This window comes from Mesorhizobium sp. B3-1-7, assembly GCF_006439385.1.
Taxonomy (GTDB): domain Bacteria; phylum Pseudomonadota; class Alphaproteobacteria; order Rhizobiales; family Rhizobiaceae; genus Mesorhizobium.
In genome coordinates this window covers 39,738-59,956 of the sequence record NZ_VFTL01000033.1, presented here as the reverse complement: position 1 = coordinate 59,956, position 20,219 = coordinate 39,738, and the positions used below count along the sequence as shown (strand labels likewise).

22 protein-coding genes are annotated in these 20,219 nt (G+C 63.0%); 9 read left to right on the top strand and 13 right to left on the bottom strand.

The window, feature by feature from the left end:
* Positions 1-51: 51 nt before the first annotated feature.
* The 7 genes from FJ417_RS24880 to FJ417_RS24850 all read right to left on the bottom strand — a co-directional run bounded on the left by FJ417_RS24880 (position 52) and on the right by FJ417_RS24850 (position 7,259).
* Positions 52-1,041 (bottom strand): BMP family ABC transporter substrate-binding protein, encoded by a 990-nt coding sequence (locus FJ417_RS24880; RefSeq protein ID WP_181183291.1) that lies wholly within the window; start codon positions 1,039-1,041, stop codon positions 52-54.
* A gap of 53 nt (positions 1,042-1,094) precedes the next feature.
* Positions 1,095-2,096: a LacI family DNA-binding transcriptional regulator gene (locus FJ417_RS24875; RefSeq protein WP_140785250.1), complete on the bottom strand. Its 1,002-nt coding sequence runs from the start codon at positions 2,094-2,096 to the stop codon at positions 1,095-1,097.
* A 489-nt stretch (positions 2,097-2,585) separates the two neighbouring features.
* Positions 2,586-3,839 (bottom strand): L,D-transpeptidase family protein, encoded by a 1,254-nt coding sequence (locus FJ417_RS24870; RefSeq protein WP_140785249.1) that lies wholly within the window; start codon positions 3,837-3,839, stop codon positions 2,586-2,588.
* A 486-nt stretch (positions 3,840-4,325) separates the two neighbouring features.
* Entirely contained in the window at positions 4,326-4,841 is a 516-nt protein-coding gene (locus FJ417_RS24865; protein WP_040983294.1) for a MarR family winged helix-turn-helix transcriptional regulator, read from the bottom strand.
* 295 nt (positions 4,842-5,136) lie between these two features.
* On the bottom strand, positions 5,137-5,559 hold the full coding sequence (locus FJ417_RS24860) for a DUF6163 family protein (RefSeq protein WP_140641396.1): 423 nt from the start codon (positions 5,557-5,559) through the stop codon (positions 5,137-5,139).
* The gene (locus FJ417_RS24855) at positions 5,556-6,599 is read right to left on the bottom strand and encodes an enoyl-CoA hydratase/isomerase family protein (protein ID WP_140785248.1); all 1,044 of its coding nucleotides are present in this window, start codon (positions 6,597-6,599) and stop codon (positions 5,556-5,558) included. The genes FJ417_RS24860 and FJ417_RS24855 overlap by 4 nt, the downstream gene beginning before the upstream one ends.
* A 210-nt stretch (positions 6,600-6,809) precedes the next feature.
* Positions 6,810-7,259, bottom strand: a complete 450-nt coding sequence (locus tag FJ417_RS24850; RefSeq protein WP_140785247.1) for an isoprenylcysteine carboxylmethyltransferase family protein — start codon at positions 7,257-7,259, stop codon at positions 6,810-6,812.
* A 90-nt stretch (positions 7,260-7,349) separates the two neighbouring features.
* Here FJ417_RS24850 and FJ417_RS24845 point away from each other — a divergent pair, with 90 nt between their 5' ends.
* The 4 genes from FJ417_RS24845 (at position 7,350) to FJ417_RS24830 (ending at position 10,388) form a co-directional block, all read left to right on the top strand.
* Positions 7,350-8,171 (top strand): DUF2066 domain-containing protein, encoded by an 822-nt coding sequence (locus FJ417_RS24845; RefSeq protein WP_140785246.1) that lies wholly within the window; start codon positions 7,350-7,352, stop codon positions 8,169-8,171.
* A gap of 121 nt (positions 8,172-8,292) precedes the next feature.
* Positions 8,293-9,324 carry a porphobilinogen synthase gene (gene hemB / locus FJ417_RS24840; protein ID WP_140785245.1) on the top strand — a complete coding sequence of 344 codons (1,032 nt, stop codon included), beginning with the start codon at positions 8,293-8,295 and terminating at the stop codon, positions 9,322-9,324.
* Positions 9,325-9,413: 89 nt separating this feature from the next.
* On the top strand, positions 9,414-9,551 hold the full coding sequence (locus FJ417_RS24835) for a HepT-like ribonuclease domain-containing protein (RefSeq protein WP_140785265.1): 138 nt from the start codon (positions 9,414-9,416) through the stop codon (positions 9,549-9,551).
* Positions 9,552-9,740: 189 nt separating this feature from the next.
* Positions 9,741-10,388: a dihydrofolate reductase family protein gene (locus tag FJ417_RS24830; protein ID WP_140785244.1), complete on the top strand. Its 648-nt coding sequence runs from the start codon at positions 9,741-9,743 to the stop codon at positions 10,386-10,388.
* 245 nt (positions 10,389-10,633) lie between these two features.
* Here the strand turns inward: FJ417_RS24830 and ppk2 are convergent, their stop codons facing one another.
* Entirely contained in the window at positions 10,634-11,554 is a 921-nt protein-coding gene (gene ppk2 / locus FJ417_RS24825; RefSeq protein WP_140659106.1) for a polyphosphate kinase 2, read from the bottom strand.
* A 255-nt stretch (positions 11,555-11,809) separates the two neighbouring features.
* Between ppk2 and FJ417_RS24820 the strand changes: the two genes are divergently transcribed.
* Positions 11,810-12,853, top strand: coding sequence for an aldo/keto reductase (locus FJ417_RS24820; protein ID WP_140785243.1), 1,044 nt, complete (start codon positions 11,810-11,812; stop codon positions 12,851-12,853).
* 16 nt (positions 12,854-12,869) lie between these two features.
* On the opposite strand, the gene FJ417_RS24815 is transcribed toward FJ417_RS24820, so the two are convergent.
* Positions 12,870-13,841 carry a glycosyl transferase family 90 gene (locus FJ417_RS24815; protein WP_140785242.1) on the bottom strand — a complete coding sequence of 324 codons (972 nt, stop codon included), beginning with the start codon at positions 13,839-13,841 and terminating at the stop codon, positions 12,870-12,872.
* 115 nt (positions 13,842-13,956) lie between these two features.
* A complete protein-coding gene (locus FJ417_RS24810) occupies positions 13,957-14,622 on the bottom strand; it encodes a GntR family transcriptional regulator (RefSeq protein WP_140785264.1) in 666 nt (221 codons plus the stop codon).
* Positions 14,623-14,752: 130 nt separating this feature from the next.
* On the opposite strand from FJ417_RS24810, the gene FJ417_RS24805 reads away from it, so the two are divergent.
* Together FJ417_RS24805 and FJ417_RS24800 are read left to right on the top strand one after the other, a co-directional pair.
* Complete coding sequence (locus FJ417_RS24805) at positions 14,753-16,000, top strand: MFS transporter (RefSeq protein ID WP_140659109.1); 1,248 nt, start codon at positions 14,753-14,755, stop codon at positions 15,998-16,000.
* A gap of 37 nt (positions 16,001-16,037) precedes the next feature.
* Complete coding sequence (locus FJ417_RS24800; RefSeq protein WP_140707457.1) at positions 16,038-16,412, top strand: DUF423 domain-containing protein; 375 nt, start codon at positions 16,038-16,040, stop codon at positions 16,410-16,412.
* Positions 16,413-16,429: 17 nt separating this feature from the next.
* Here the strand turns inward: FJ417_RS24800 and FJ417_RS33215 are convergent, their stop codons facing one another.
* Both FJ417_RS33215 and FJ417_RS33210 read right to left on the bottom strand, forming a co-directional pair.
* Positions 16,430-16,573 (bottom strand): hypothetical protein, encoded by a 144-nt coding sequence (locus tag FJ417_RS33215; protein ID WP_181175486.1) that lies wholly within the window; start codon positions 16,571-16,573, stop codon positions 16,430-16,432.
* A gap of 53 nt (positions 16,574-16,626) precedes the next feature.
* Entirely contained in the window at positions 16,627-16,770 is a 144-nt protein-coding gene (locus FJ417_RS33210) for a hypothetical protein (protein ID WP_181167102.1), read from the bottom strand.
* A gap of 175 nt (positions 16,771-16,945) precedes the next feature.
* On the opposite strand from FJ417_RS33210, the gene FJ417_RS24795 reads away from it, so the two are divergent.
* The gene (locus FJ417_RS24795) at positions 16,946-18,025 is read left to right on the top strand and encodes a LacI family DNA-binding transcriptional regulator (protein WP_140785241.1); all 1,080 of its coding nucleotides are present in this window, start codon (positions 16,946-16,948) and stop codon (positions 18,023-18,025) included.
* 56 nt (positions 18,026-18,081) lie between these two features.
* Here the strand turns inward: FJ417_RS24795 and opgC are convergent, their stop codons facing one another.
* Positions 18,082-19,278 carry an OpgC domain-containing protein gene (gene opgC / locus FJ417_RS24790; RefSeq protein WP_140785240.1) on the bottom strand — a complete coding sequence of 399 codons (1,197 nt, stop codon included), beginning with the start codon at positions 19,276-19,278 and terminating at the stop codon, positions 18,082-18,084.
* A gap of 203 nt (positions 19,279-19,481) precedes the next feature.
* Here opgC and FJ417_RS24785 point away from each other — a divergent pair, with 203 nt between their 5' ends.
* A complete protein-coding gene (locus FJ417_RS24785) occupies positions 19,482-20,156 on the top strand; it encodes an alpha/beta hydrolase (RefSeq protein ID WP_246687536.1) in 675 nt (224 codons plus the stop codon).
* Positions 20,157-20,219 lie beyond the last annotated feature (63 nt).

The following is a 20,219-nucleotide window of genomic DNA, read 5'->3' as shown; positions in this document are numbered from 1 at the left end:
AATGACGGGACGCCGCCTTGGCAGCGTCCCGTTTCAAGGTCCTGGGAGGGCTTACTTGAAAGCAGTGTCGACCTTGATCTCGCCGCTGACCACCTTGGCCTTGGCGGCGTCGACTTTGGCCTTGATGTCGGCGGGCACCAGCTTGTCGTTGTAGACAAGGCCGACGCCCTCATTGGCGAGGCCGTAGACCTTGAGCTGGCCGAACTCGGCCTTGCCGTCCTGGATCTGCTTGATCGAGTCGTAGATCGAGTTGCCGATCTGCTTGATCATCGAGGCGATCACATTGTCCGGGTGCAGGCCACTCTGGTCGGAATCGACGCCGATGGCGTATTTCTTGGAGTCCGCAGCGCCCTTGAGGATACCGAGGCCGGCTGGGCCGGCGACGTTGAAGACGACGTTGGCGCCGTTCTGGATCGCGGTCTTGGTCAGGTCGTAAGCCTTCTGCGCGTCGTTGAAGTTGCCGATGAAGATCACCTGCACGTCGATGTCCGGCACGACGGTCTTGGCGCCCTGCTTGAAGCCGAGGATGAAGTCCTGGATGACCGGCAGGTCCATGCCGGCGACCACCGCGATCTTCGGATCGCCGGAAGTGAGCGGAAAATCCTTCTTGTCGGTCGCCGCGATCGCGGCCAGCGCGCCGGCGAGATAGGAGCCTTCGTTCTGCGCGTATTTCACCGAAAGAACATTCGGCTGCTTCAACTCATCGTCGAAGAAGACATATTTCTGGTCGGGATGCTGCGGCGCGACGTCGGCCAGGTTGTCGTGCATGTTTGGCCCGGTGAAGACGACACTCCATTCGCCCGAATTCGATACTGCCTCAAGATTCTGGCGCCAGAGCTGGGGATCGGTCGGCGATGCCTGCAGCAGGCGCGTCTTGACGCCTTCCTTCTCGGCGCGAGCGAAGCCGGTGGCGGCGTTGTCGTTGAAGCCCATGTCACCGAGATTGTCCGACATCACATAGACAGCGCTGAAGTCGGCGGCGAGTGTCGGTCCGGCCACCAGGCCAAGCCCGAGAGCAGCGGCGTACGCTATTGATTTCATGATCGATCTTGTCATTTGTTTCATTCCCCTTTCTTGGTTGCGAACTGTCTGTCTCAGGAGCGTGGCGGCGCTACCGAGTTGCGCTTGATCAGCGCGACCGGGAGCCGTGTGAGTTCAGGCGGCGACGCCTTGTCGATCAGCGCTTTGAGTGTGCTGAACCCGATGCGGCCGAGTTCAGCGGTCGGCTGGCGGATTGTGGTGAGGCCTGGCGCGAGGAGGTCGGCAAACGGCATGTCGTCGAAGCCGACCAGCGAGATGTCCTGCGGCACGTTGAGGCCTTTGGAACGCACCGCTTCCATGATGCCGATGGCAATGAAATCGCTGCCGGCGAAAACGGCCGTCGGCGGCTGGCCGCCGGCCAGGATGTCCAGCATGGCTACGCGGCCGAACGCGCGCGAATACTCGCCCTGGCGGACATCGCCGTCGTCGACTTCTATCCCCGCCTCGGCCATGGCGTCGCGGTACCCGGCCAGTCGTTCGATGGCGCTGAACAGCTTCGCCGGGCCGCCGATATGGGCGATGCGCCGGTGCCCGGCCTCGATGAGGTGGCGCGTTGCGGCGCGAGCGCCTTCGCGGTTCTCGACGAAGATTTTCGGAACGTTGACGCCCGGAATGTCCTCGTCGATCAGAACGATGTGGCCGTAATGGTGAAGCGTGGCGGCGAGCGAGCCGTCGTCCGGCCGGTTGGTCATCATGATCAGCCCGTCGACATGGCCGTCTTTCAGCCGCCTGAGACTGGCGAGCTCGCGCTCCCGGTTGCCGCCGGTGCTGCTCATCAGCACGGAATAGCCGTGCTTTTCCGCCTCGTCCTCGACGGCGGCGGCCAGTTCGGCAAAGAACGGGTTGGCGATTTCAGGCGTCATCATGCCGATCGCCTCGGAGCGGCCGAGACTCAGGCGCTTGGCGAGGATGTTCGGGCGGTAGTCGAGCGCCACGATGGCCGCGTCGATGCGCGCCGCCGTCTCCGCCGGAAGCTCGATGCGATTGTTGAGATAGCGCGACACGGTGGTGGTCGACACCCTCGCCATTATCGCGACTTCATTGATGGTGCTCATGTCCGCCCCAGCCAGCAACGAACCAAACGCTAACCCATAAAATTTGGCTAGTAAAGCGGTTGCGTAAAGTGGTTTACTGACTTTTGTGGGCTACGCTGACATTCAACGCCGACCGCGGCCATCGCCGCGGCGGCGGGCTTGTCATTCTTGTCAGGGAGTCATCGGCAGGACGAGTTCCAGAAGCCCACCGGATATCCGCGGGGCGCCATCTGAGGCCGCGCCGCACGGCCCAGGTACCGCAAGGGCCTTGCCATGCTGGCGCGATTGTCTTGTTGCAGGCGGCTCCCGGACCGCTCGGAAAGCCGAAGACGCGCCCCGACTGCCCCACGCCCAAGCTTCGTTTCACGGAAACGGCGAACCGCTCTATCTCTTTACTTTCACGCAATTCCGCACACACTCTTCCCGGAATTGCTGTAAGGCGCGCATTGCGTCGCCCAAACAAAAAGGCCGCTGCGAGAGCGGCCTTTTTTTCTTTTAAGGATCAGATGCTTACTGCGCGGAGCTGATCTGGAGCTCGGTGGCGCCGTCAAGGGCGTAGATATCGTCGCGGAACTGCACGACGCCCGGAGCCGTCGACCATGCCGAGAGGTAGAGGAAGTGAACCGGTACCGGATTGACCACATTGATCGGCGTGTTCTCGCCGGTCTTGATCGCCGCCTCGAAATGCTGGCGGTCCCAGCCGGGCGTGTCGCGCAGGATCCAGGTGACGAGGTCGCGCACGTTCTGGACGCGTACGCAGCCGGAGGAATCGAAGCGCATCAGCTTGCCGAACAGGCTTTGCTGCGGCGTGTCGTGCATATAGACGCCGTCCGGGCTCGGGAAGTTGATCTTGACCGAGGCCATCGCATTGTTGCTGCCGGGATCCTGGCGGAAACGGTATTTCGCGGCATCGTCCGTCGACCAGTCGATGGTCATCGGATCGACCTCGCTGCCGTCCGGGGCGAACAGGCGGATGTGGCTGTCCTTGAGGTAGTTCGGGTCCTTCCGCATCAGCGGAATGATGTCTTTGCGCACGATCGAGACGGGCGCGTTCCAGTACGGATTGACGATGATCTCGTTGATCTTCGAATTGACGATCGGCGTCTGGCGGTCGATCTTGCCGACAATCGCCGTGTGGCGCAGCACGACGCGGTCGTTCTCGACCGCTTCGACCTGGGCGCCCGGAATGTCGACCAGCACGTAACGGTCGCCGAGCGTGCCGGCCTTTTCCTTCAGGCGCTGCAGGTTGGTCTGCAACTGGCCGAGCCGGACCTGCGCCGACACGTTCATCGCGGCATAGGTGTATTTGCCCATGGCGCCGTCGGCCGGCAGGCCGTGACGGAGCTGGAAGCGCTTGACCGCCGAGTCGACATAGGAATCGAAGGCCGTCGAAATGCCGGCGCTCTGCGGCAGGTCGCCCGACACCATCAGGCGCTTGCGCAGCGGGACGACATCCGGATCGTCGACGCCGAGCTGTAACTTCTTGGTCGCCGGAACCTGCTCCCAGCCGCCCTGGGAGACGATGTTCTGATACTGCGCCACCGCCTGCTCGGTGAAGGCCACCGTCTGCTGGCTGAAGATCGGCAGCGTCGAGGCGACCTTGTTGGTGTCGGTGCCGCGGGCGTCGAACTGGTCGTCCCAATTGCCGCGCGTCGAGGATTTCAGGATATCCCCGATCACGTCCTGGGCGCTCGCATGGCCGGCGACCATGGCGGCGGCGAGCGCGGAGGCTCCGGTAAGGAAGAAACGGCGGCTGGTTCTCATGGCAGACATTCTTGCTTTATCGCTCTCGCTCAACTTGCTTGCCGAGCGGCTTGTCCGCACTCTAGGGGTGGCAAACTTAACAATTCGCCAACCATGACCCGCATCGGCCGGCCGCCAGAAACGCGCCGCCGCAACGCAGGTTCCAAGGAGCGCAAGGCACAGGCCCGCAGCATCACCCGCAATCGGCATTGACCGCGATTATGGCGGCAACGTGGCCTTGGCCCGCGATTTGCATGCGGCGGCCAGATGAAAGAAATGACAGCGATGCTTTTTTGCACCGGCAGGATGCCAGCGCGTCCTTATGAAATCTGTGCCCTGCCCTTCAGGCGCAGAGCCTTCATGCGCGCGAAGCGACGGTCAAGCTCCCGCAGATGCCCGCCTTCGCAATAAAGAAAAAGACCGGCGCGCTTCGGTGCCGGCCTCCTGTTCTTTCCCCCCGGGGCCGCGCTTCTCCGGCGCGGCTTTCCCGTCTCAATTCCGAAGCACTCACATCCGATACGCGATCGTGTCGTTCCAGAAGCGATCGAGACGCTGCAGCGCGCGGTTCATCTGCTTGAACTCGTCGGTGTTGATGCCGCCGACCGCCTCGATCGAACCGACATGGCGCTCGTAGAGCCCGGCGACGACGTCGGCCACCTCGTTGCCCTTCGGCGTCAGCGAGACGCGGACCGAACGGCGGTCGATGCGCGAGCGCTGGTGGTTGATGAAGCCGAGGTCGACCAGCTTCTTAAGATTGTAGGAGACGTTGGAGCCGAGATAGTAGCCACGCGAGCGCAGCTCGCCGGCGGTCAGCTCCGAATTGCCGATGTTGAAGAGCAGCAGCGCCTGGATGGCGTTGATGTCGGAGCGGCCGTTGCGGTCGAACTCGTCCTTAATCACGTCAAGCAGGCGGCGGTGCAGACGCTCCACCAGCTGCAGCGATTCCATGTACAGCGAGCGGATAGCCTCGCGGCGATCGTCGGATACGTTTGCGGTCTTCGCCGCCGGACGCGAATTGATCATTGTCTTTGCCTCTCGTTTGTCGCCTTGGTGATTTTTTGTTTTTCACCTTGATCGCGACACTATCGAATACTCATAAAATTCGACTTAAACGCCAGGGCTAACAAGAGCTTACCGGTAAGAGGTTTCGAAAGACGCTTAACGATCGGTCACCCGAGCAAGAACAATTAACCTAAAGATTTAGCCAATGGATTTTGCAGTGAAACTGGGCTGCGAAACCGGCCCTGAAGGTCGGCCCCCGGCCGGCTTTATGGGTGGAGCATGATGTCATCCGAAAACCGCTTCACACTTTTCGGCATCATTGGCGAAGCTGGCGCTTCTGCAGCCATATGGTGACGCGAAAGACGATGTAGAGCAAGGCCACGCAGGCATGCGAGACGACGATCAGCAGCCGATGGCCGAAGAGATCGGGGAAGCCGGCATACATCACCGTCTCGGTCGCCGCGCAGATGAACCAGATCACCGGTCCCCACGATGCCAGCATCCAGAGGCCGGCGGCGGCGAAGGGGAAGAAGACGGCGAGCATGGCCGCCGCCACCTGCCAGTGCACCGGCATCAGGTCGAAGCGCCACAGTTCGCCCGGATAGATGCCGATCAGGCGGATCCAATAGAGGATGCCGAACAACAGGCAATAGCCGGCGATGACGCGCTGGAACCAGGCGAAGATCACCTCGGTGGTCGAGGGCTGCAGCACCACGCGCCTGGAGGTGACTTCGCTCACAGCGCGAGTTCCTTATCCCCGAGCGGCGCGAAATAGGCGTCGATCTCGGCCGCATCGACCTCATCCAGCCCCGCCGGCCGCCACTTGGGTGTCGAGCCCTTGTCGATGATGGCGGCGCGGATGCCTTCATAGAAATCGTGGCCGGCAAGCATGCGGTTCAGGATGCGGAACTCCATCCTCATGCATTCGTCCATCGACAGCGTCGAGCCGGCGCTGATCTGGCGCCAGGCGATGTTGAGGCTGGTCGGCGAGCGGGTTTTCAAGGTCGCGAGCGTCTTCGCGGCAAAAGCATCTTCAGCCCCTGCCCGTTCCAGGCTGTCGATAATGCCGGCGAGCGAGCTCTGCGAAAAATGGCGCGCGATCGACTCCAGGTCCTGCCGCTCCGTCTCGCGTTTCGCGGGCACGAAGAAATCGCGCAATTCTGCATTCGCGTCGCCGCTCGTCGCCAGTTCGTCGAGCAGGCCCGCCTGGTCCTCCGCCTTGATAGTGTGCGTGGCGAGCCCCGACCAAAGCGCATCGCCGTAACGGATGCGATTTCCGGTCAATCCGAGATACATGCCGAAAGAGCCGCCGAGATCCGGCAGCAGGTGGCTGGCGCCGACATCCGGGAAGAAGCCGATGCCGACCTCCGGCATGGCGAACTGCGCGTTTTCGGTCAGCACGCGATGCGAGCCGTGGAAGGAGATGCCGACGCCGCCGCCCATGACTATGCCGTCGATCAGCGCGACATAGGGTTTCTTGAAGCGGGCGATGCGGGCGTTGAGCCGGTATTCGTCGGCGAAGAAGTCGACGGGCGGCTTGCCGGCCCGGCCGGCCTCATAGATGTGCAGGATATCGCCGCCGGCGGAAAACGCCCTGCCCTCGGCCTTGACGACGACGACATTGATGCCGGCGTTCTCTTCCCAGGCATCGAGCGCCTTGCCGAGCGCGTTGACCATGTCGTGCGTGACGGCGTTGAGCGCCTTCGGCCGGGTCAAGGTGACCACACCCGCCTTGCCCAGCCGCTCGAAGCGGATCTCGTCGCCTCCGCCAAAATCCATAATGAGAGAATCCTCCCCCGCGCCTGCGGGAGGAGAAGTGCTAAGCGGCGACCGGGCCAACGTCAATTGTCGAGTGCCACGGATAAGGCAGCGTCTTTCGCGGCAAGCAGGCTACCATACGAATGGGATAAGCGCGTTCGTGCAGCGCGCATAGTCGGGGAATTCATCGGGAAATTGCCGCGCCAGAAGCCGGTCCTCGGCGCCGACACGTCAGATGAAAATCGCCCCGAGCAGGATGAACAGAAAGACGAAAGGACCGCCCACCACGATCGCCGAGCCCAGGCATGCCAGCAGGCCGCCCGTATACATGGGATGGCGCAGGCTGCGGTATGGGCCGGATCTCACCAGATTATGGTCCTGCTTGGCCGAGACGGTCTGGCTCCAGTTGCGGCCGAGAATTTGCCGCGCCCAGACCAGCAGCGCCATGCCGGCGACGGCGATCACCGCGCCGATGCCGCCCAGGGCTGCGTTGACGGGGGCGAAGTTGACGAAGCCGAATAACGGCAGGCGCGGCAGCAGGAAGGCGGCGATCATGGCAAACATCAAACCGAAGCTCTGCAGCAAATGCAGCTCGGTATCGCGTTTCACGCCGATTGCCTGAACGGTCAGATAAACAATCAGCAGCAGCCAGGCGGCATAGATGAACCAGATCAAGGTCATGCCTTGCTCCTTCGTTTAGCCGGCAATCCGCCTTGGCCACCGCACGCACCCGGTGCTAGAAAATGGGCATCTTGAACCGGACGGCAAGCCATGCCCGGATTTTTCCGCCTCGCGGCTGCAGCGATCGGCCTGATCGCCATCCTACGGATGTCTTGCCCTGCCGAGGCCGCGACTGCGAACGAGCTTTATCAATCTCAGACCATCGTCACCGGCACTGGAGACGTAAACCGGCAGATCGGCTTCAAGGATTGCCTTGACAAGGTGCTGGTCAAGGTCTCGGGCGACCAGCGCCTGTCGCAGAAGCCGGAGATGCTGGCCCTGCGCGACAAAGCGGCCGACTTCGTGCAATCCTTCCGCTACCGCGACCGGCTCGAAGGCATCCCGATCCATGACGAGCAAGGCACGCATGACCGGCCGCATGATCTCACCTGCCTCTACAAGCCGGCCGTCGTCGACAAGCTGTTGGCGCAGCTCGGCAGCAGGCCCTGGCTCGGCGATCGGCCGCCTATCGCCGTCTTCATGACCGCTGAGCAGGGTTCGCGGCATTTCGTGCTGACGGCGGATGAGGACCACGGCAAGACGATGAGGGAATCCTTCGCCAACGCCACAAGTCCACTGCTGATGCGCATTGCCTTTCCAAAGGCCAGGCAGTTCGGCGGCCTCGACGAAAAGGCCGTCGCGGCGGCCAATATGGCAAAGCTCGACAAACTCGCGAAGAAAGCGGGAGCGGCCCGGGCGCTCGCCGGCAGCATCGTGTGGAGCGACAAGGACCTCGGCTGGATCGCCGACTGGCGGCTGGCCGATCGCGGCAAGACCTATCGCTGGCAGGTCCGCGGCGTCAGCTTCGACGAGGCGTTCCGGGTTGCGATCAGGGGCGCGGCGCAGATCCTGTCGGGGAACGGGCAGCCCTAGGCGTTTCCTCGCCCCACAAAGTGGGGGAAAGGAACGTGTGCCACGTCCCTGGCACAATCGTGTCGCATTGGTCAGCGGCGGAGACGCGTGATAAAAAGCCGGCGCAAAAGAGAGTTTGACCATGAACAAATTCACCCCCGCAAAGCCTGCCGGCGCGCGCAGCGTCGACGAGATTACCGGCAGCCGGCGGCTGCGGCGCATGCGCAAGGCCGACTGGTCGCGCCGGCTGGTGCAGGAGAACCAGCTTTCGGTGAACGACCTGATCTGGCCGATCTTCGTCGTCGACGGCAGGAACACGCGCGAGCCGATCGCCGCGATGCCGGACGTCTACCGCCTGTCCATCGACCTCGCGGTGAAGGAGGCCGAGCGCGCCGCCAAGCTCGGCATCCCGGCCATCGCCACCTTCCCCAATGTCGAGCTTGCGCTGCGCGACCAGACGGGATCGCATATCCTCGATCCCGACAATGTCATCAACCGTGCCACGCGCGCCATCAAGGACGCCGTGCCGGAGATCGGCATCATCACCGATGCCGCGCTCGACCCGTTCACCAGCCACGGCCATGACGGCATCCTGCGCGACGGCATCATCGTCAATGACGAGACGGTGGAACAGGTCGCCGCCGCGGCTGTCATCCAGGCGGCGGCCGGCGCCGACATCATCGCGCCGTCGGACATGATGGACGGCCGCATCGGCGCCATCCGCGACGCGCTCGACGCCAACGGTTTCCAGGACGTGGCGATCATGTCCTACGCGACGAAATTCGCCTCGGCCTTCTACGGGCCCTATCGCGAGGCGGTCGGCACCGCCGGCCTGCTCAAGGGCGACAAGAAGACCTACTACATCGACCACGCCAATTCGGACGAAGCGGTGCGCGAGGCCGAGCAGGACCTCGCCGAAGGCGCCGACATGCTGATGGTGAAGCCCGGCCTGCCCTATCTCGACATCATCCGCCGGCTGAAGGACGAGTTCCAGATGCCGACCTTCGCCTATCAGGTGTCGGGCGAATATTCGATGATCAAGGCAGCCGCCGCCAATGGCTGGATCGACGGCGAGAAGGCGATGCTGGAATCGCTGCTTTCGCTGAAGCGGGCGGGCTGCGACGGCGTGCTGACCTATTTTGCGCCGGTGGTGGCGCAGATGCTGAAAGGCTAGGCCTGCCTCGCGATTTTGGAATTCTGACGGGATCCGTTAGAATGGATCTATGAGCAGGAACGATGTGATCGAACGGTTGCAGTCGCGGCATAGGCAACATCCTGCGCCATGAATATCACAAGACTTCCGAAGCCATCGTCTGGGCTGTCGTGACAGACAATTTGCCGGCGCTACGCGTAGCCATTGAACGCATCCTTGATGCTGCCGGCGCAGAGTTGCCCAGCTAATCGCTTTTCTCGACGAAAGATTGCGACGGCATCCCTTACCCGCTTCGCCCCAATATCCCGGGCAGCTACCTTTCCGGCGACGATCCCGACGCTGCCCGACTCGATCGCCGGAAAATACCGCTTGCATTTCGCAATCGGCCAAGCTACTCAACAACCGATTGCAAATTACAACTGGTCTAGGAGGCAATCATGTCCAAGCTGCGTGTCAACGGTTTTACCCTGTCGCTCGACGGCTACGGCGCCGGTCCCGATCAGACGCTTGAACATCCGCTCGGTGTCGGTGGCGAGACCCTGCACAAATGGTTGGTCACCACCCGGACATTCCACCAGATGGTGATTGGCAAGGATGGCGGCGCGACCGGTGTCGACGACGACTTCGCCATCCGCAGTTTCGAGAATGTCGGCGCCTACATTCTCGGCCGCAACCTGTTCGGGCCGATCCGCGGCGAATGGCCGGACGACAACTGGAAAGGCTGGTGGGGCGACAACCCGCCCTATCATGTTCCGACTTTCGTGCTGACCCGCTACAAACGCGCGCCAATCACGATGGAAGGCGGCACGACGTTCTACTTCGTCACCGACGGCATCCACTCGGCGCTCGAACAGGCTAAGGCCGCGGCCGGGAGCAAGGATGTGCGGATCGGCGGCGGTGTTTCGACTTTCCGGCAATATCTCCAGGAACGGCTGATCGACGAGATGCATCTGGCGATTTCGCCGGTGCTGCTCGGCTCGGGCGAGCATCTTTTCGCCGGCCTCGACATGGTGAAGCTCGGCTATCGCTGCAACGAGCAAGTGGCGACGGCGAACGCTTTGCATGTGATGATCGGGCGAGCGTAAGTACAGCTCTTTCTCCCCGTCACTATACGCGGAGAAATGCCCGGCAGGGCAATGAGGGCGGCGCGACCTTTGAGATTAGCGGCAAGCTCGCAATGGCAGCGAATTGGGGCTCAATCGCCGACGCCGGCGCTGCCCCTCATCCACCCTTCGGGCGTTCGTCGTTCGAAAAGCCAAGCAATTGGCTTTTCGCCCGCTGCGCGGACCACTCCCTCACCTCCCCGTGAAACGGGGAGAAGGAAAAGACCTCAATACTTCTCCGGCACATAGAGCTCGCGGGGCAGCACCTGGCGCTCGTAGGACGGGTTGAAGACGCGGTCGGGCAGCGAGATGTCCTCGTGCGGAACCTCCTCATACGGCATCTGCTGCAACAGGTGGTCGATGCAGTTCAGCCGCGCCCGCTTCTTGTCGTTGCCCTCGACGATGAACCAGGGCGCTTCCGGAATGTTGGTGCGGGCGAAGGTCTCTTCCTTGGCTTTGGTGTACTGCTCCCAGCGCACCCGCGACTGCAGGTCCATTGGCGACAGCTTCCACTGCTTCATCGGATCGTGGATGCGCATCAGGAAGCGCATCTGCTGTTCCTCGTCGGTGATCGAGAACCAGTACTTGACGAGCGTGATGCCGGAACGGACCAGCATACGCTCGAATTCCGGCACGTCGTTGAAGAACTCCTCGACTTGGTCCCCATTGGCAAAGCCCATCACCCGCTCGACGCCGGAGCGGTTGTACCAGGAGCGGTCGAACAGCACGATCTCGCCGCCCGCGGGTAGATGCGGCACGTAGCGCTGGAAATACCATTGCGATTTCTCGCGCTCGGTCGGCGCCGGCAGCGCCACGACGCGGGCGATGCGCGGATTGAGCCGCTGCGTGATGCGCTTGATGACGCCGCCCTTGCCGGCGGAATCGCGGCCTTCGAAGACCACCACCAGCTTCTTCTTGTGGTAGGCGACCCAGGACTGCAGCTTGATCAATTCCGACTGCAGCCTGAGCAACTCGCGGAAATAGGTCATGCGCTCCATGGAGGGCGGATGCGACTTCTTGTAGATCTTGGCGATCTCGAGCGAGAGCGCCGGCTCGGAAAGCTCCAGCTCATAGTCCTCGTCGAGCGTATCCTCGAGCTCGGCTTCCAGCCAGTCCTTCGCCCCGGAATTCGGTTTCACTTCATTCATCGCGCAGCTCCGTCTGCCTGTCGGCCATCATCGCTTCGGAATCCGCTCCGGCTCCGGGTGGACACTCCGTAAGTCGACTGAGATACAGAGGCGCAATGACGGTTTTATTGCAATCGCCCGGCAGCAGGCCTCGAAGATATGTGATCGGTCCGTATCGATAGCGGGGCGACAAGCGGCGGGAATTGTCCTACAAATCCCCTCGCCTCTTCCCGGCGCTCGCCACGGCGCCTCTTCAAACAAATTGCGAGGACTGACATGGAATACCGCACGCTGGGCCGATCGGGCTTGAAAATCTCGACATTGACGCTTGGCACCATGACCTTCGGCGGCGCCGGTCCGTTCGCCGCCGTCGGCAATTCGGATCTTTCGGAAGCCAAACGCATCATCGACACCTGCATCGATGCCGGCATCAACCTCATCGATACCGCCAATGTCTATTCTAATGGATTGTCGGAAGAGATCATCGGCGAGGCGCTTGGCGGCAAGCGCAAGAACGACGTGCTGATTGCCTCGAAGGCGCGCATGCGCATCGGCGCCGGCCCCAATGACGAAGGCCTGTCGCGCCACCATCTGATCCGCGAATGCGAGAAGAGCCTGAAGCGGCTCAGGACCGACGTCATCGACATCTATTTCGTCCACCAGTGGGACGGGCTCACGCCGCTGGAGGAGACGATCGCGGCGTTCGACACCTTGGTCAACCAGGGCAAGATCCGCTATATCGGCTGCTCCAATTATTCGGGCTGGCAGGTGATGAGGGCTCTTGCCGTCAGCGACAGCCGCCATCAGGCCCGTTTCGTCACCCAGCAGATCCACTACACGCTGGAAGCGCGCGAGGCCGAATATGAATTGCTGCCGATCTCGGTCGACCAGGGCCTGGGCGTGCTGGTCTGGAGCCCGCTGGCGGGCGGCCTGCTCTCCGGCAAATACCATCGCGACAGCCCGACCGCGCGCCAGGTCGGCGGCTGGAAGGAACCGCCGATCCGCGACGAGGACCGCCTGTGGCGCATCGTCGACGTGCTCAACGAGATCGGCAACGCACGCGGCGTCTCAGGGGCGCAGGTCGCGCTTGCCTGGCTGCTTGGCCGCCCGGCCGTGAGTTCGCTGGTGATCGGCGCCCGCAACGAGGCGCAGCTCAAGGACAATCTCGCCGCGGCCAGCCTTTCGCTCACCGAGGAGGAGCGGCAGCGCCTCGACGTCGTCAGCCGGCCGCCGGTGCTTTATCCCTACTGGCACCAGCAGTTCACCGCCAGGGACCGTTTCGGGTCGGCCGATAAGGTGTTCGACCGCTCTCACGCTTAGGGCTGCGGCTGGACGTTCAGCCGGCGATGAAGCGCCAGACTTCCGCGTCGGGCTTTATCTGCCCGCTCAGCACGAAATATTTGTAGAGGACGAGCAGCGAGATCGCCTGCTCGTCCTGTTCATTGCCGAATTTGCGGCAATAGGCGTTGGCGGCGGCGGTTATCCGCCCCGCCTCGGCGGGGTGTTTTTCGAAATAGGTCACCTTGTCGACCAGATCGGAAAAATCCTGCCGCAGCGGCACGTAGTGGACATTGGGCTCGACCTGGGCTTCCGCGAACCAGGTTTCGTAGGTCGGCTCCGGCATCAGGCAGAGCGAATTGGAGCTCATGATCCATTTCAGGTTTGTCGCGACATCATTGCCTTCGAGCGAGACGATGTAGCGATACTGTCGCTGCTGCTCGATGTTCAGGAACGGCTTGCGGTATCCGTCCGGCGCGTCGGGCTTATGGGAACCCGCGTCGCAAAACGGCAGGTCAGCGGCCTTTTCCACGAAGCGGGTGCGAAGCGGATTATTGAGATGCCCCCGCCAGACCACCATCGGCCGCTTGTCGGCGAAAGACAGCTTGTCGGGCGGCATGTAGAAGTGGCGGAACTTGTTCAGCTTCATCAGCACGCCGTTGGCGTTGTCGTCGCCAATGGGGCGGTCCTTGACGATCCTCGGCACCTCCGGAATGCCGACGACATCGCCATATTCGAAATCGATCAGCAGGCCGGGATCGAAATAGCGGGCGAATTCCTTGAGATCGTAATAATACATGCTGGACGCGGACGGCAGCTTGCCGACGGCCACGGCGTCGGGACTCGGCACGAACGGGTGTTCCAGCTTGTTGTAGTAATTCAGTCGCTCGCGAACCGTCTTGCCCGAGAGCCTCGCCTGCTCGAGCCGGCTGGCCAGGCGGTCGCGGAACAGGGATTGCGGTGCGCGGTCACGCGCGAAATTGCGCGCGTAATAGAACAGCTTTGCGGCGGTTCGTGAGAGTGTGGCCATGCGTCCGCGAATTCAGCAAGATGGTCAACGGTAGTCTGCCTTCATCCCCCTCGTCTCCTACAGCATTCTCCCGGCCATGTTGCAAGCCTGCTAATGCGAATGGCCACACGACATCTTACGCCGCGACCACGGCGAATCCTCTGGCGCGCAGGCCGCGCCGATCGTCATGCAAGGAGCTGACAAGCCGATCGCGGCTGCCGGCGATGTGAGCGGAGAGCAGACCCGCCGCTTCGTCCGCGTGGCCGGCCTTGACGGCGGCAAGGATGGCATGATGTTCGGCCCAGGCACGACCGAGCGCCTTTTCATCGCGCACCTCCAGCCAGCGCGCCCGCGACAGCCTAGTCATCGCGTCGCGAACGGCCCTGAGCAGAAACTCGTTGCCGGAAAGCCTGGCCAGCTCAATGTGGAAATCCATGCCGACGCGGTGCCATTCCTCGCGCGGCGTCTCGGCATCGCAGGAATCGAGCATCGCCGCGATCACCTCGGTGCCGCCACGGTCTTCGAGCGCCGCCGTCAGGCGAACCGCGGCGACCTCGACCGCCTCGCGGTAGACGGCGATCTGCCCGAGTTCCGCCAGGTTGATCGGCGCCACCGTCCAGCCGCGGCCGTCGCGGCCGATCAGCCCTTCCGTTTCCAGGCGCAGCAGCGCCGCCCGCACCGGCGTTCGCGAAGCGCCGAACCGGCTCTCGATCCAACGCTCGGTCAAACGTTCGCCCGGGCCGATCTCCAGGCCGAGGATCATTTCGCGAAGCTGTCTTTCGACATTTTGCATCTGCGACATTGTCGTCTCGCTTTCCAAAGCCGCATCGACAGCGCCCGCATTGACAGCGGTGAGTGTCAGGTCCATGACGAATACCGGCTTGGTATCCCAAATTGGTATCCGTAACAACCCCAGCATCGGCACGCATGACATGACGCCCAACGAATCCGAACAGAGCGACTTCAACATCCATTGGCGACGCAACCTCGCCGTCTGCTTCGCCGGCTCGTTCAGCACGCTTATCGCCATGACGCTGCTGCTGCCGTTCCTGCCGCTTTACGTCGAGCAGCTCGGCGCCGAAGGCCACGCGGCGATCGTGCAGTGGTCGGGCATCGCCTATGGCGCGACCTTCTTCGCGGCCGCGCTTGTCGCGCCCTTGTGGGGACGGCTGGGCGACCGCTACGGCCGCAAGCTGATGCTGGTGCGCGCTTCGTTCGGCATGGCGATCTGCATGTCGCTGACCGGGATGGTTGAGAGTGTGTGGCAACTGGTGCTGCTTCGGCTGCTGATCGGTTTTGCCGGCGGTTATTCGTCGGGCTCCACGATCCTGGTGGCAATGCAGACGCCGAAGGAGCGCTCGGGCTGGGCGCTGGGCGTGCTCGCGGCGGGTATCACCGCCGGTTCGCTGGTCGGACCGCTGCTCGGCGGCTTGCTGCCGCCGCTGATCGGCATCCGCGCGACCTTCCTGCTTTCCGGCGCCGTGATCTTCCTGGCCTTCCTGGCGACGACTTTCCTGATCAAGGAGAATCCGCCGGCGCCTAAGCCCGCCTCGACAGCGAAGCCGAAAAGCGGCTGGTCGCAGATCCCCGACAAGCGGCCGATCGTCGCCATGCTGACCACCGGCATGCTGCTCGCCTTCGCCACCATGTCGATCGAGCCGATCATCACCGTCTATGTGCAGCAGCTCGTCGAGGACCAGAGCAAGGTGACCATGGTCGCTGGCGTCGTCATGTCGGCGGCAGCGCTCGGCACCATCCTGTCCTCGTCTTGGCTCGGCAAGCTCGCCGACCGCGTCGGCCACTGGAACGTCGTAGTCGGCGCACTTGCCGTCTCGGCATTGCTGCTCATTCCGCAAGCCTTCGTCACCAATGGCTGGCAGTTGATCGGTCTGCGCTTCCTGATGGGCCTGGCGCTGGGCGGGCTGTTGCCCTGCATCACCAGCGTCATCCGCCACAACATCCCCGACGGGATCGGCGGCAATGTGCTTGGCCTGGCGATCTCGGCGCAATATGTCGGCCAGGTCGCGGGACCGCTGTCGGGCGGTTTCGTCGGTGGGCATTTCGGTATGCGCTCGGTGTTTTTGGGCACATCGGTGCTGATGGCGCTGGGTGCTGCCTACAACTGGATTGTCCAGTCGCGCCGCGCACGGCATATGCTGCTTGAAGCCGGCGAATCCTGATCGGCGCACCGCCCAAGCGCAGCATGGAGCATCCAAGATGAGCCTTACGGGCCAAGCATCAGGCGGCAGGAGCCGCGTCCTCGTGCTGGCAGCCGGCCTCGTCGGCGCGGCCGGCGTGGCGCTGTCGGCGGCGGCCGCGCATCGCGGCGGCGCCTTCACCGGCACCGCAGCCAATTTCCTGCTGATGCATGCGCCCGTGTTCCTTGCCATCGGCCTTGCCGGCGGCAACCGCTGTCTCAGGATCGCCAGCCTCGTCCTGCTCGCGGGCCTGCTCCTATTCTGCGGCGATCTGCTTGCCCGCGACTTTCTCGGCTCGCGGCTGTTCCCGATGTCGGCGCCGATCGGTGGCACCCTTCTGATCGCCGGCTGGGTGGCGATCGCAGTCTCGGCGCTCTGGCGCCCGCGACCCTGACCTGTCTTTGGCCTGACCTATCTTTGGCCGAAACGCCGCTTGCGCTGGCGCGCAGGCAACCCGCCGCCGCGGCGCCGTTCAGGTTGCTCGGTTCCGGGCGTGATGCCCCAATAGTTGCGGTAGATGTCCTGAAACAGATGACCAATCGGATGCATGACCATTTCTCCTTAGGATTGAACCGATCCAATCTATCGGCGCTGAAAATCACCGCGGCTCAGCCGCGCTTGCGCTCCACGAGAAAGCGCGGGGCGCGCCTCCATGGACTCGACCTGCCACGCCGCTTCTCGCTGACGATGACCGAGGCGATGCCCCAATCGTTGCGGTAGATATCCTCGAACAAATAGCTCACCGGATGCATGGCATACTCCTGTCCAAATCCACTCCACCATGAAGCGGAAATTTGGATCGATTCAAATCATAGGCCTTATTTGCCCGACGTCAACTGAATTTGAATCGATCCAACAAAAATGTTAGATGACCGGCGACAATTCAGCGGTCATGTTCGTCGCGTTGACCGGATTCGGAGGAACGACATGGCATCACTCCTCGAAGGCCAGGCAAGACCGATCAGGTTGGCCGACATCGCCAAGGCCGCCGGCGTCTCGCATGGCACGGCCTCGAATGTTTTCAGCCGCCCCGAGATCGTGCGCGCCGAAGTGCGGGAACGGGTGAAGGCGGTCGCGGAGCAGATGGGCTATGCCGGCCCGGACCCGAAAGGCCGCCTGCTGCGCGCCGGCAAGGTCAACGCCATCGGCGTCGCCACCACCGAGCCCCTTTCGTACTTCTTCGACGATCCCTTCGCCCGCGTCATGATGGCCGGCATTTCCGAAGCCTGCGACGCCACCGGCGCAGGCATCGCGCTGGTTTCGGCCGCCAACCAGGAAAAGCTCGCCTGGAACATCCAGAGTGCGCTTGTCGACGGTTTTGTGCTGTTCTGCATCGAAGGCGGCTCGCGCCTTGTCGATCTGACGCGCGAGCGCAGGCTGCCCTTCGTTGCGCTGGAGCTCGGCTTCCAGGACGAGACCGTGTCGGCCATCGGAGTCGACAATGTCGCAGGCGCAAAGCTTGCCGCCCGCCATCTCGCCGAGCTTGGCCATCGCCGCTTCGCCGTCCTGTCGCTCGGCTTTGCCGACAATCGCACCGGCTTCGCGACGCCGGAAGCGGTGCGCAGCGCGGTCTACACCGGAACGCGCGATCGCCTTGCCGGCTACTTCGAGGAGCTTTCCCGCTTCGGCATCGATACGGCGAAAATCCCGGTCTATGAGACCGAGAACGAAGAAAAAAGCACCAGGGCCGGCCTCGAGGCGATCTTTGCCAAGGGGGAGCCGCCGACCGCCATCCTGGCTATGTCGGATCGCATGGCCCTGATCGCCATCGACTGGCTGAGGGCACGCGGCCTCAATGTTCCCGGCGATGTCTCCATTGTCGGCTTTGACGGCGTGCCGGACGGCGCGCTGGCCACGCCGCCGCTGACGACGATCGCCCAGCCGATCATGGAGATCGGCCGTCGCGCCGCGCGCATGATCCTCGACCATGACGGCGCGGTGCGGCGCGAGACGATGGGCGTCGAGTTCGTCGTCAGAGGCTCGACCGGTCCGGCGCCGAAAGCCTGAGCGGGCTCAGGTAATTCCGCGCGGATAGACCACCCGGCACTTTCCTTGCGCTGCGGTCAGTAGCCGCCCGCCCTCGCCGGCAGCGGCTGCACGCCGAACGTCGCACGCGCAGGCTCCTCGCGTACCGGCTTGGCGCGGGAGGGGCCGAGGCTCGCAAGCCATTCGAGGTAGAGTGCAAGCGCGAGTTGCATGGCGATGCCTGCAGCGATCAGAAGCGTGTCGTAGGCCGGGCCGCCCGGATTGATCAGCTTCAGCACCTGCGCCGCCATGGCAAGCAGCGTGCCGGCGATGAACACCGGCAGCGAGCGCTTGCCCAGGATCGCCAGCGGATTGTCGGGCCGGACGCGGAAGAGGTTCGAGACAGCCGGCAGCGCCACGATCAGATAGCTGACCGACAGGATGTGCAGCAGCCGAGGCAGCGACAGGAAGGTCTTATCGAAGCCGCCGATCACCACCGGCAGGTCGAACCAGGTGATCTGCCCCCAGAGCGGGCTGTGCACCCAGATCGCCGCTCCGATCACATAGATGCCGGCGGCACCAAGCAGCCACGGATTGACTGGGATCCGCCCGCCGCGCTTCACATGCAGCATGGCGGCAAGGCCGATGTTGAAAAGGAACTGCCAAGACAGCGGGTTGAGGAACCAAAGGCCTGGCTCCGGATAGTTCGGCGGCGCGATCTGCCAGATGCCGGCGACGAGCCACAGCAGGCCGGACGCGATCAGCGCCGGCACGGGCCGATAGCTGACGAACAGCACGAAAGCAGGCGCCGCCAGAAGCAGCGCCGCATAGACGGGCAGGATGTTGTTATAGCCGAGTTGGTGGCCGAGCGTGACGATGCCGAGCAGCACCTGCGGCGTGTTGCGCATCAAGGGTTCGATGTTGATCATCATCAGGATTTCCGGCCGGTGCGCGAACAGCGCGGCGGCGCAAAACAGCGCGATCACCACCATCGTGATGACGATGTGGGAGATGTAGAGCACGCCAGCGCGCCGCCACATCTTCAAGGTCGCGAGCAATCGGCCGCCCGGCTTGAACTTCGTGCCATAGGCCAGCGCCACCGAGATGCCGGAAATCAGCACGAAGGCCTCCGCCGCATCGGAAAACCCGAAATTCTTATAGGTCCAATTTTCGAAGACCGTGCCAGGCACATGGTCGACGAAAATGGTGAGCAGCGCGAGTGCGCGCAGCACGTCGATCCGCGTATCGCGCTCGACGATACGCTTGTCGCGATCGTTGGAAACAGGGGTGGTCATCGACAAAAGGCCTCAAAGCTGGTTGTTCATAGCCAGCAATGCGACCCCCGGGGCGCACCGCTTCGATTCCTCCCAGGGGAGTGTATCGGCGGAAAAACGGCCTGAATTGCGCCTGGTTCAATCAACTTTCGCGGAGCGCGAAAATATTCCGTTTTGAAGCCGGCAAATCAACGAATCTCTCATGGAATCAAATGGATGTGAGCGTGTTCGAATATAGCGACGAAAACAGCATCCTGCGCGAGAATCTGACATTTCCCTACCGTCTGTTGACGCCGGCAAACGCCAGCGGCGACTGCCTCTTCGTGCTGCACGGGTCAGGCGTGGACGAGACGACGATGCTGCCGCTGGCGATGCAGATCGCGCCGCGTTCAGTGATCGTCGCGGCGCGCGGCCGCATTCGGCAGGAGGACGGATTTCGCTGGTTCGAGCGAATCACGCCGACCAGTTTCGAGCAAACCTCCATCCGTGCCGAGACGGCCGCCTATGCCAAGTTCGCGACGGAAGCCGCGAGGGAGCATGGGCTCGACCTGCAACGCGCGACCTTCCTTGGCTATTCGAACGGCGCCAATGTCGTCTCCAGCCTGATGCTGCTCCATCCCGGCCTGGTCAAGCAGGCGGCGCTGTTGAGGGCGATGCCGGTGCTCGACAATCCTCCAACGTCAGATCTTAGCGGCACACGGGTGCTGATCGTCGCCGGCGCCGCCGACCAGACCTACGGTTTGTTCGCTCCTGCCCTGGTCACGCTGTTCAGCGAGCGCCGCGTCGAGGTCGACGCGCGCATCGTCGCCTCGGGCCATGAATTCGGCGATGCGGACGCCGCGATCGTGCGGCAATGGCTGGCGGCGCCGGCTGCAGAAGCGAGGGGTCCCTCCGCATAGGCGCGGAAATGTAATCTATTTCACGGCCCAAGCGCCACGCCCGGCCATTGTCATATGTCTGTC

What these genes read in the sequence shown, in the direction of transcription:
- FJ417_RS24880 (WP_181183291.1), bottom strand. Translation starts at nt 1,041, where the DNA reads ATGAAATCAATAGCGTACGCCGCTGCTCTCGGGCTTGGCCTGGTGGCC.
- FJ417_RS24875 (WP_140785250.1), bottom strand. Translation starts at nt 2,096, where the DNA reads ATGAGCACCATCAATGAAGTCGCGATAATGGCGAGGGTGTCGACCACC.
- FJ417_RS24870 (WP_140785249.1), bottom strand. Translation starts at nt 3,839, where the DNA reads ATGAGAACCAGCCGCCGTTTCTTCCTTACCGGAGCCTCCGCGCTCGCC.
- FJ417_RS24865 (WP_040983294.1), bottom strand. Translation starts at nt 4,841, where the DNA reads ATGATCAATTCGCGTCCGGCGGCGAAGACCGCAAACGTATCCGACGAT.
- FJ417_RS24855 (WP_140785248.1), bottom strand. Translation starts at nt 6,599, where the DNA reads ATGGATTTTGGCGGAGGCGACGAGATCCGCTTCGAGCGGCTGGGCAAG.
- FJ417_RS24850 (WP_140785247.1), bottom strand. Translation starts at nt 7,259, where the DNA reads ATGACCTTGATCTGGTTCATCTATGCCGCCTGGCTGCTGCTGATTGTT.
- FJ417_RS24845 (WP_140785246.1), top strand. Translation starts at nt 7,350, where the DNA reads ATGCCCGGATTTTTCCGCCTCGCGGCTGCAGCGATCGGCCTGATCGCC.
- hemB (WP_140785245.1), top strand. Translation starts at nt 8,293, where the DNA reads ATGAACAAATTCACCCCCGCAAAGCCTGCCGGCGCGCGCAGCGTCGAC.
- FJ417_RS24830 (WP_140785244.1), top strand. Translation starts at nt 9,741, where the DNA reads ATGTCCAAGCTGCGTGTCAACGGTTTTACCCTGTCGCTCGACGGCTAC.
- ppk2 (WP_140659106.1), bottom strand. Translation starts at nt 11,554, where the DNA reads ATGAATGAAGTGAAACCGAATTCCGGGGCGAAGGACTGGCTGGAAGCC.
- FJ417_RS24820 (WP_140785243.1), top strand. Translation starts at nt 11,810, where the DNA reads ATGGAATACCGCACGCTGGGCCGATCGGGCTTGAAAATCTCGACATTG.
- FJ417_RS24815 (WP_140785242.1), bottom strand. Translation starts at nt 13,841, where the DNA reads ATGGCCACACTCTCACGAACCGCCGCAAAGCTGTTCTATTACGCGCGC.
- FJ417_RS24810 (WP_140785264.1), bottom strand. Translation starts at nt 14,622, where the DNA reads ATGTCGCAGATGCAAAATGTCGAAAGACAGCTTCGCGAAATGATCCTC.
- FJ417_RS24805 (WP_140659109.1), top strand. Translation starts at nt 14,753, where the DNA reads ATGACGCCCAACGAATCCGAACAGAGCGACTTCAACATCCATTGGCGA.
- FJ417_RS24800 (WP_140707457.1), top strand. Translation starts at nt 16,038, where the DNA reads ATGAGCCTTACGGGCCAAGCATCAGGCGGCAGGAGCCGCGTCCTCGTG.
- FJ417_RS33215 (WP_181175486.1), bottom strand. Translation starts at nt 16,573, where the DNA reads ATGGTCATGCATCCGATTGGTCATCTGTTTCAGGACATCTACCGCAAC.
- FJ417_RS33210 (WP_181167102.1), bottom strand. Translation starts at nt 16,770, where the DNA reads ATGCATCCGGTGAGCTATTTGTTCGAGGATATCTACCGCAACGATTGG.
- FJ417_RS24795 (WP_140785241.1), top strand. Translation starts at nt 16,946, where the DNA reads ATGGCATCACTCCTCGAAGGCCAGGCAAGACCGATCAGGTTGGCCGAC.
- opgC (WP_140785240.1), bottom strand. Translation starts at nt 19,278, where the DNA reads ATGACCACCCCTGTTTCCAACGATCGCGACAAGCGTATCGTCGAGCGC.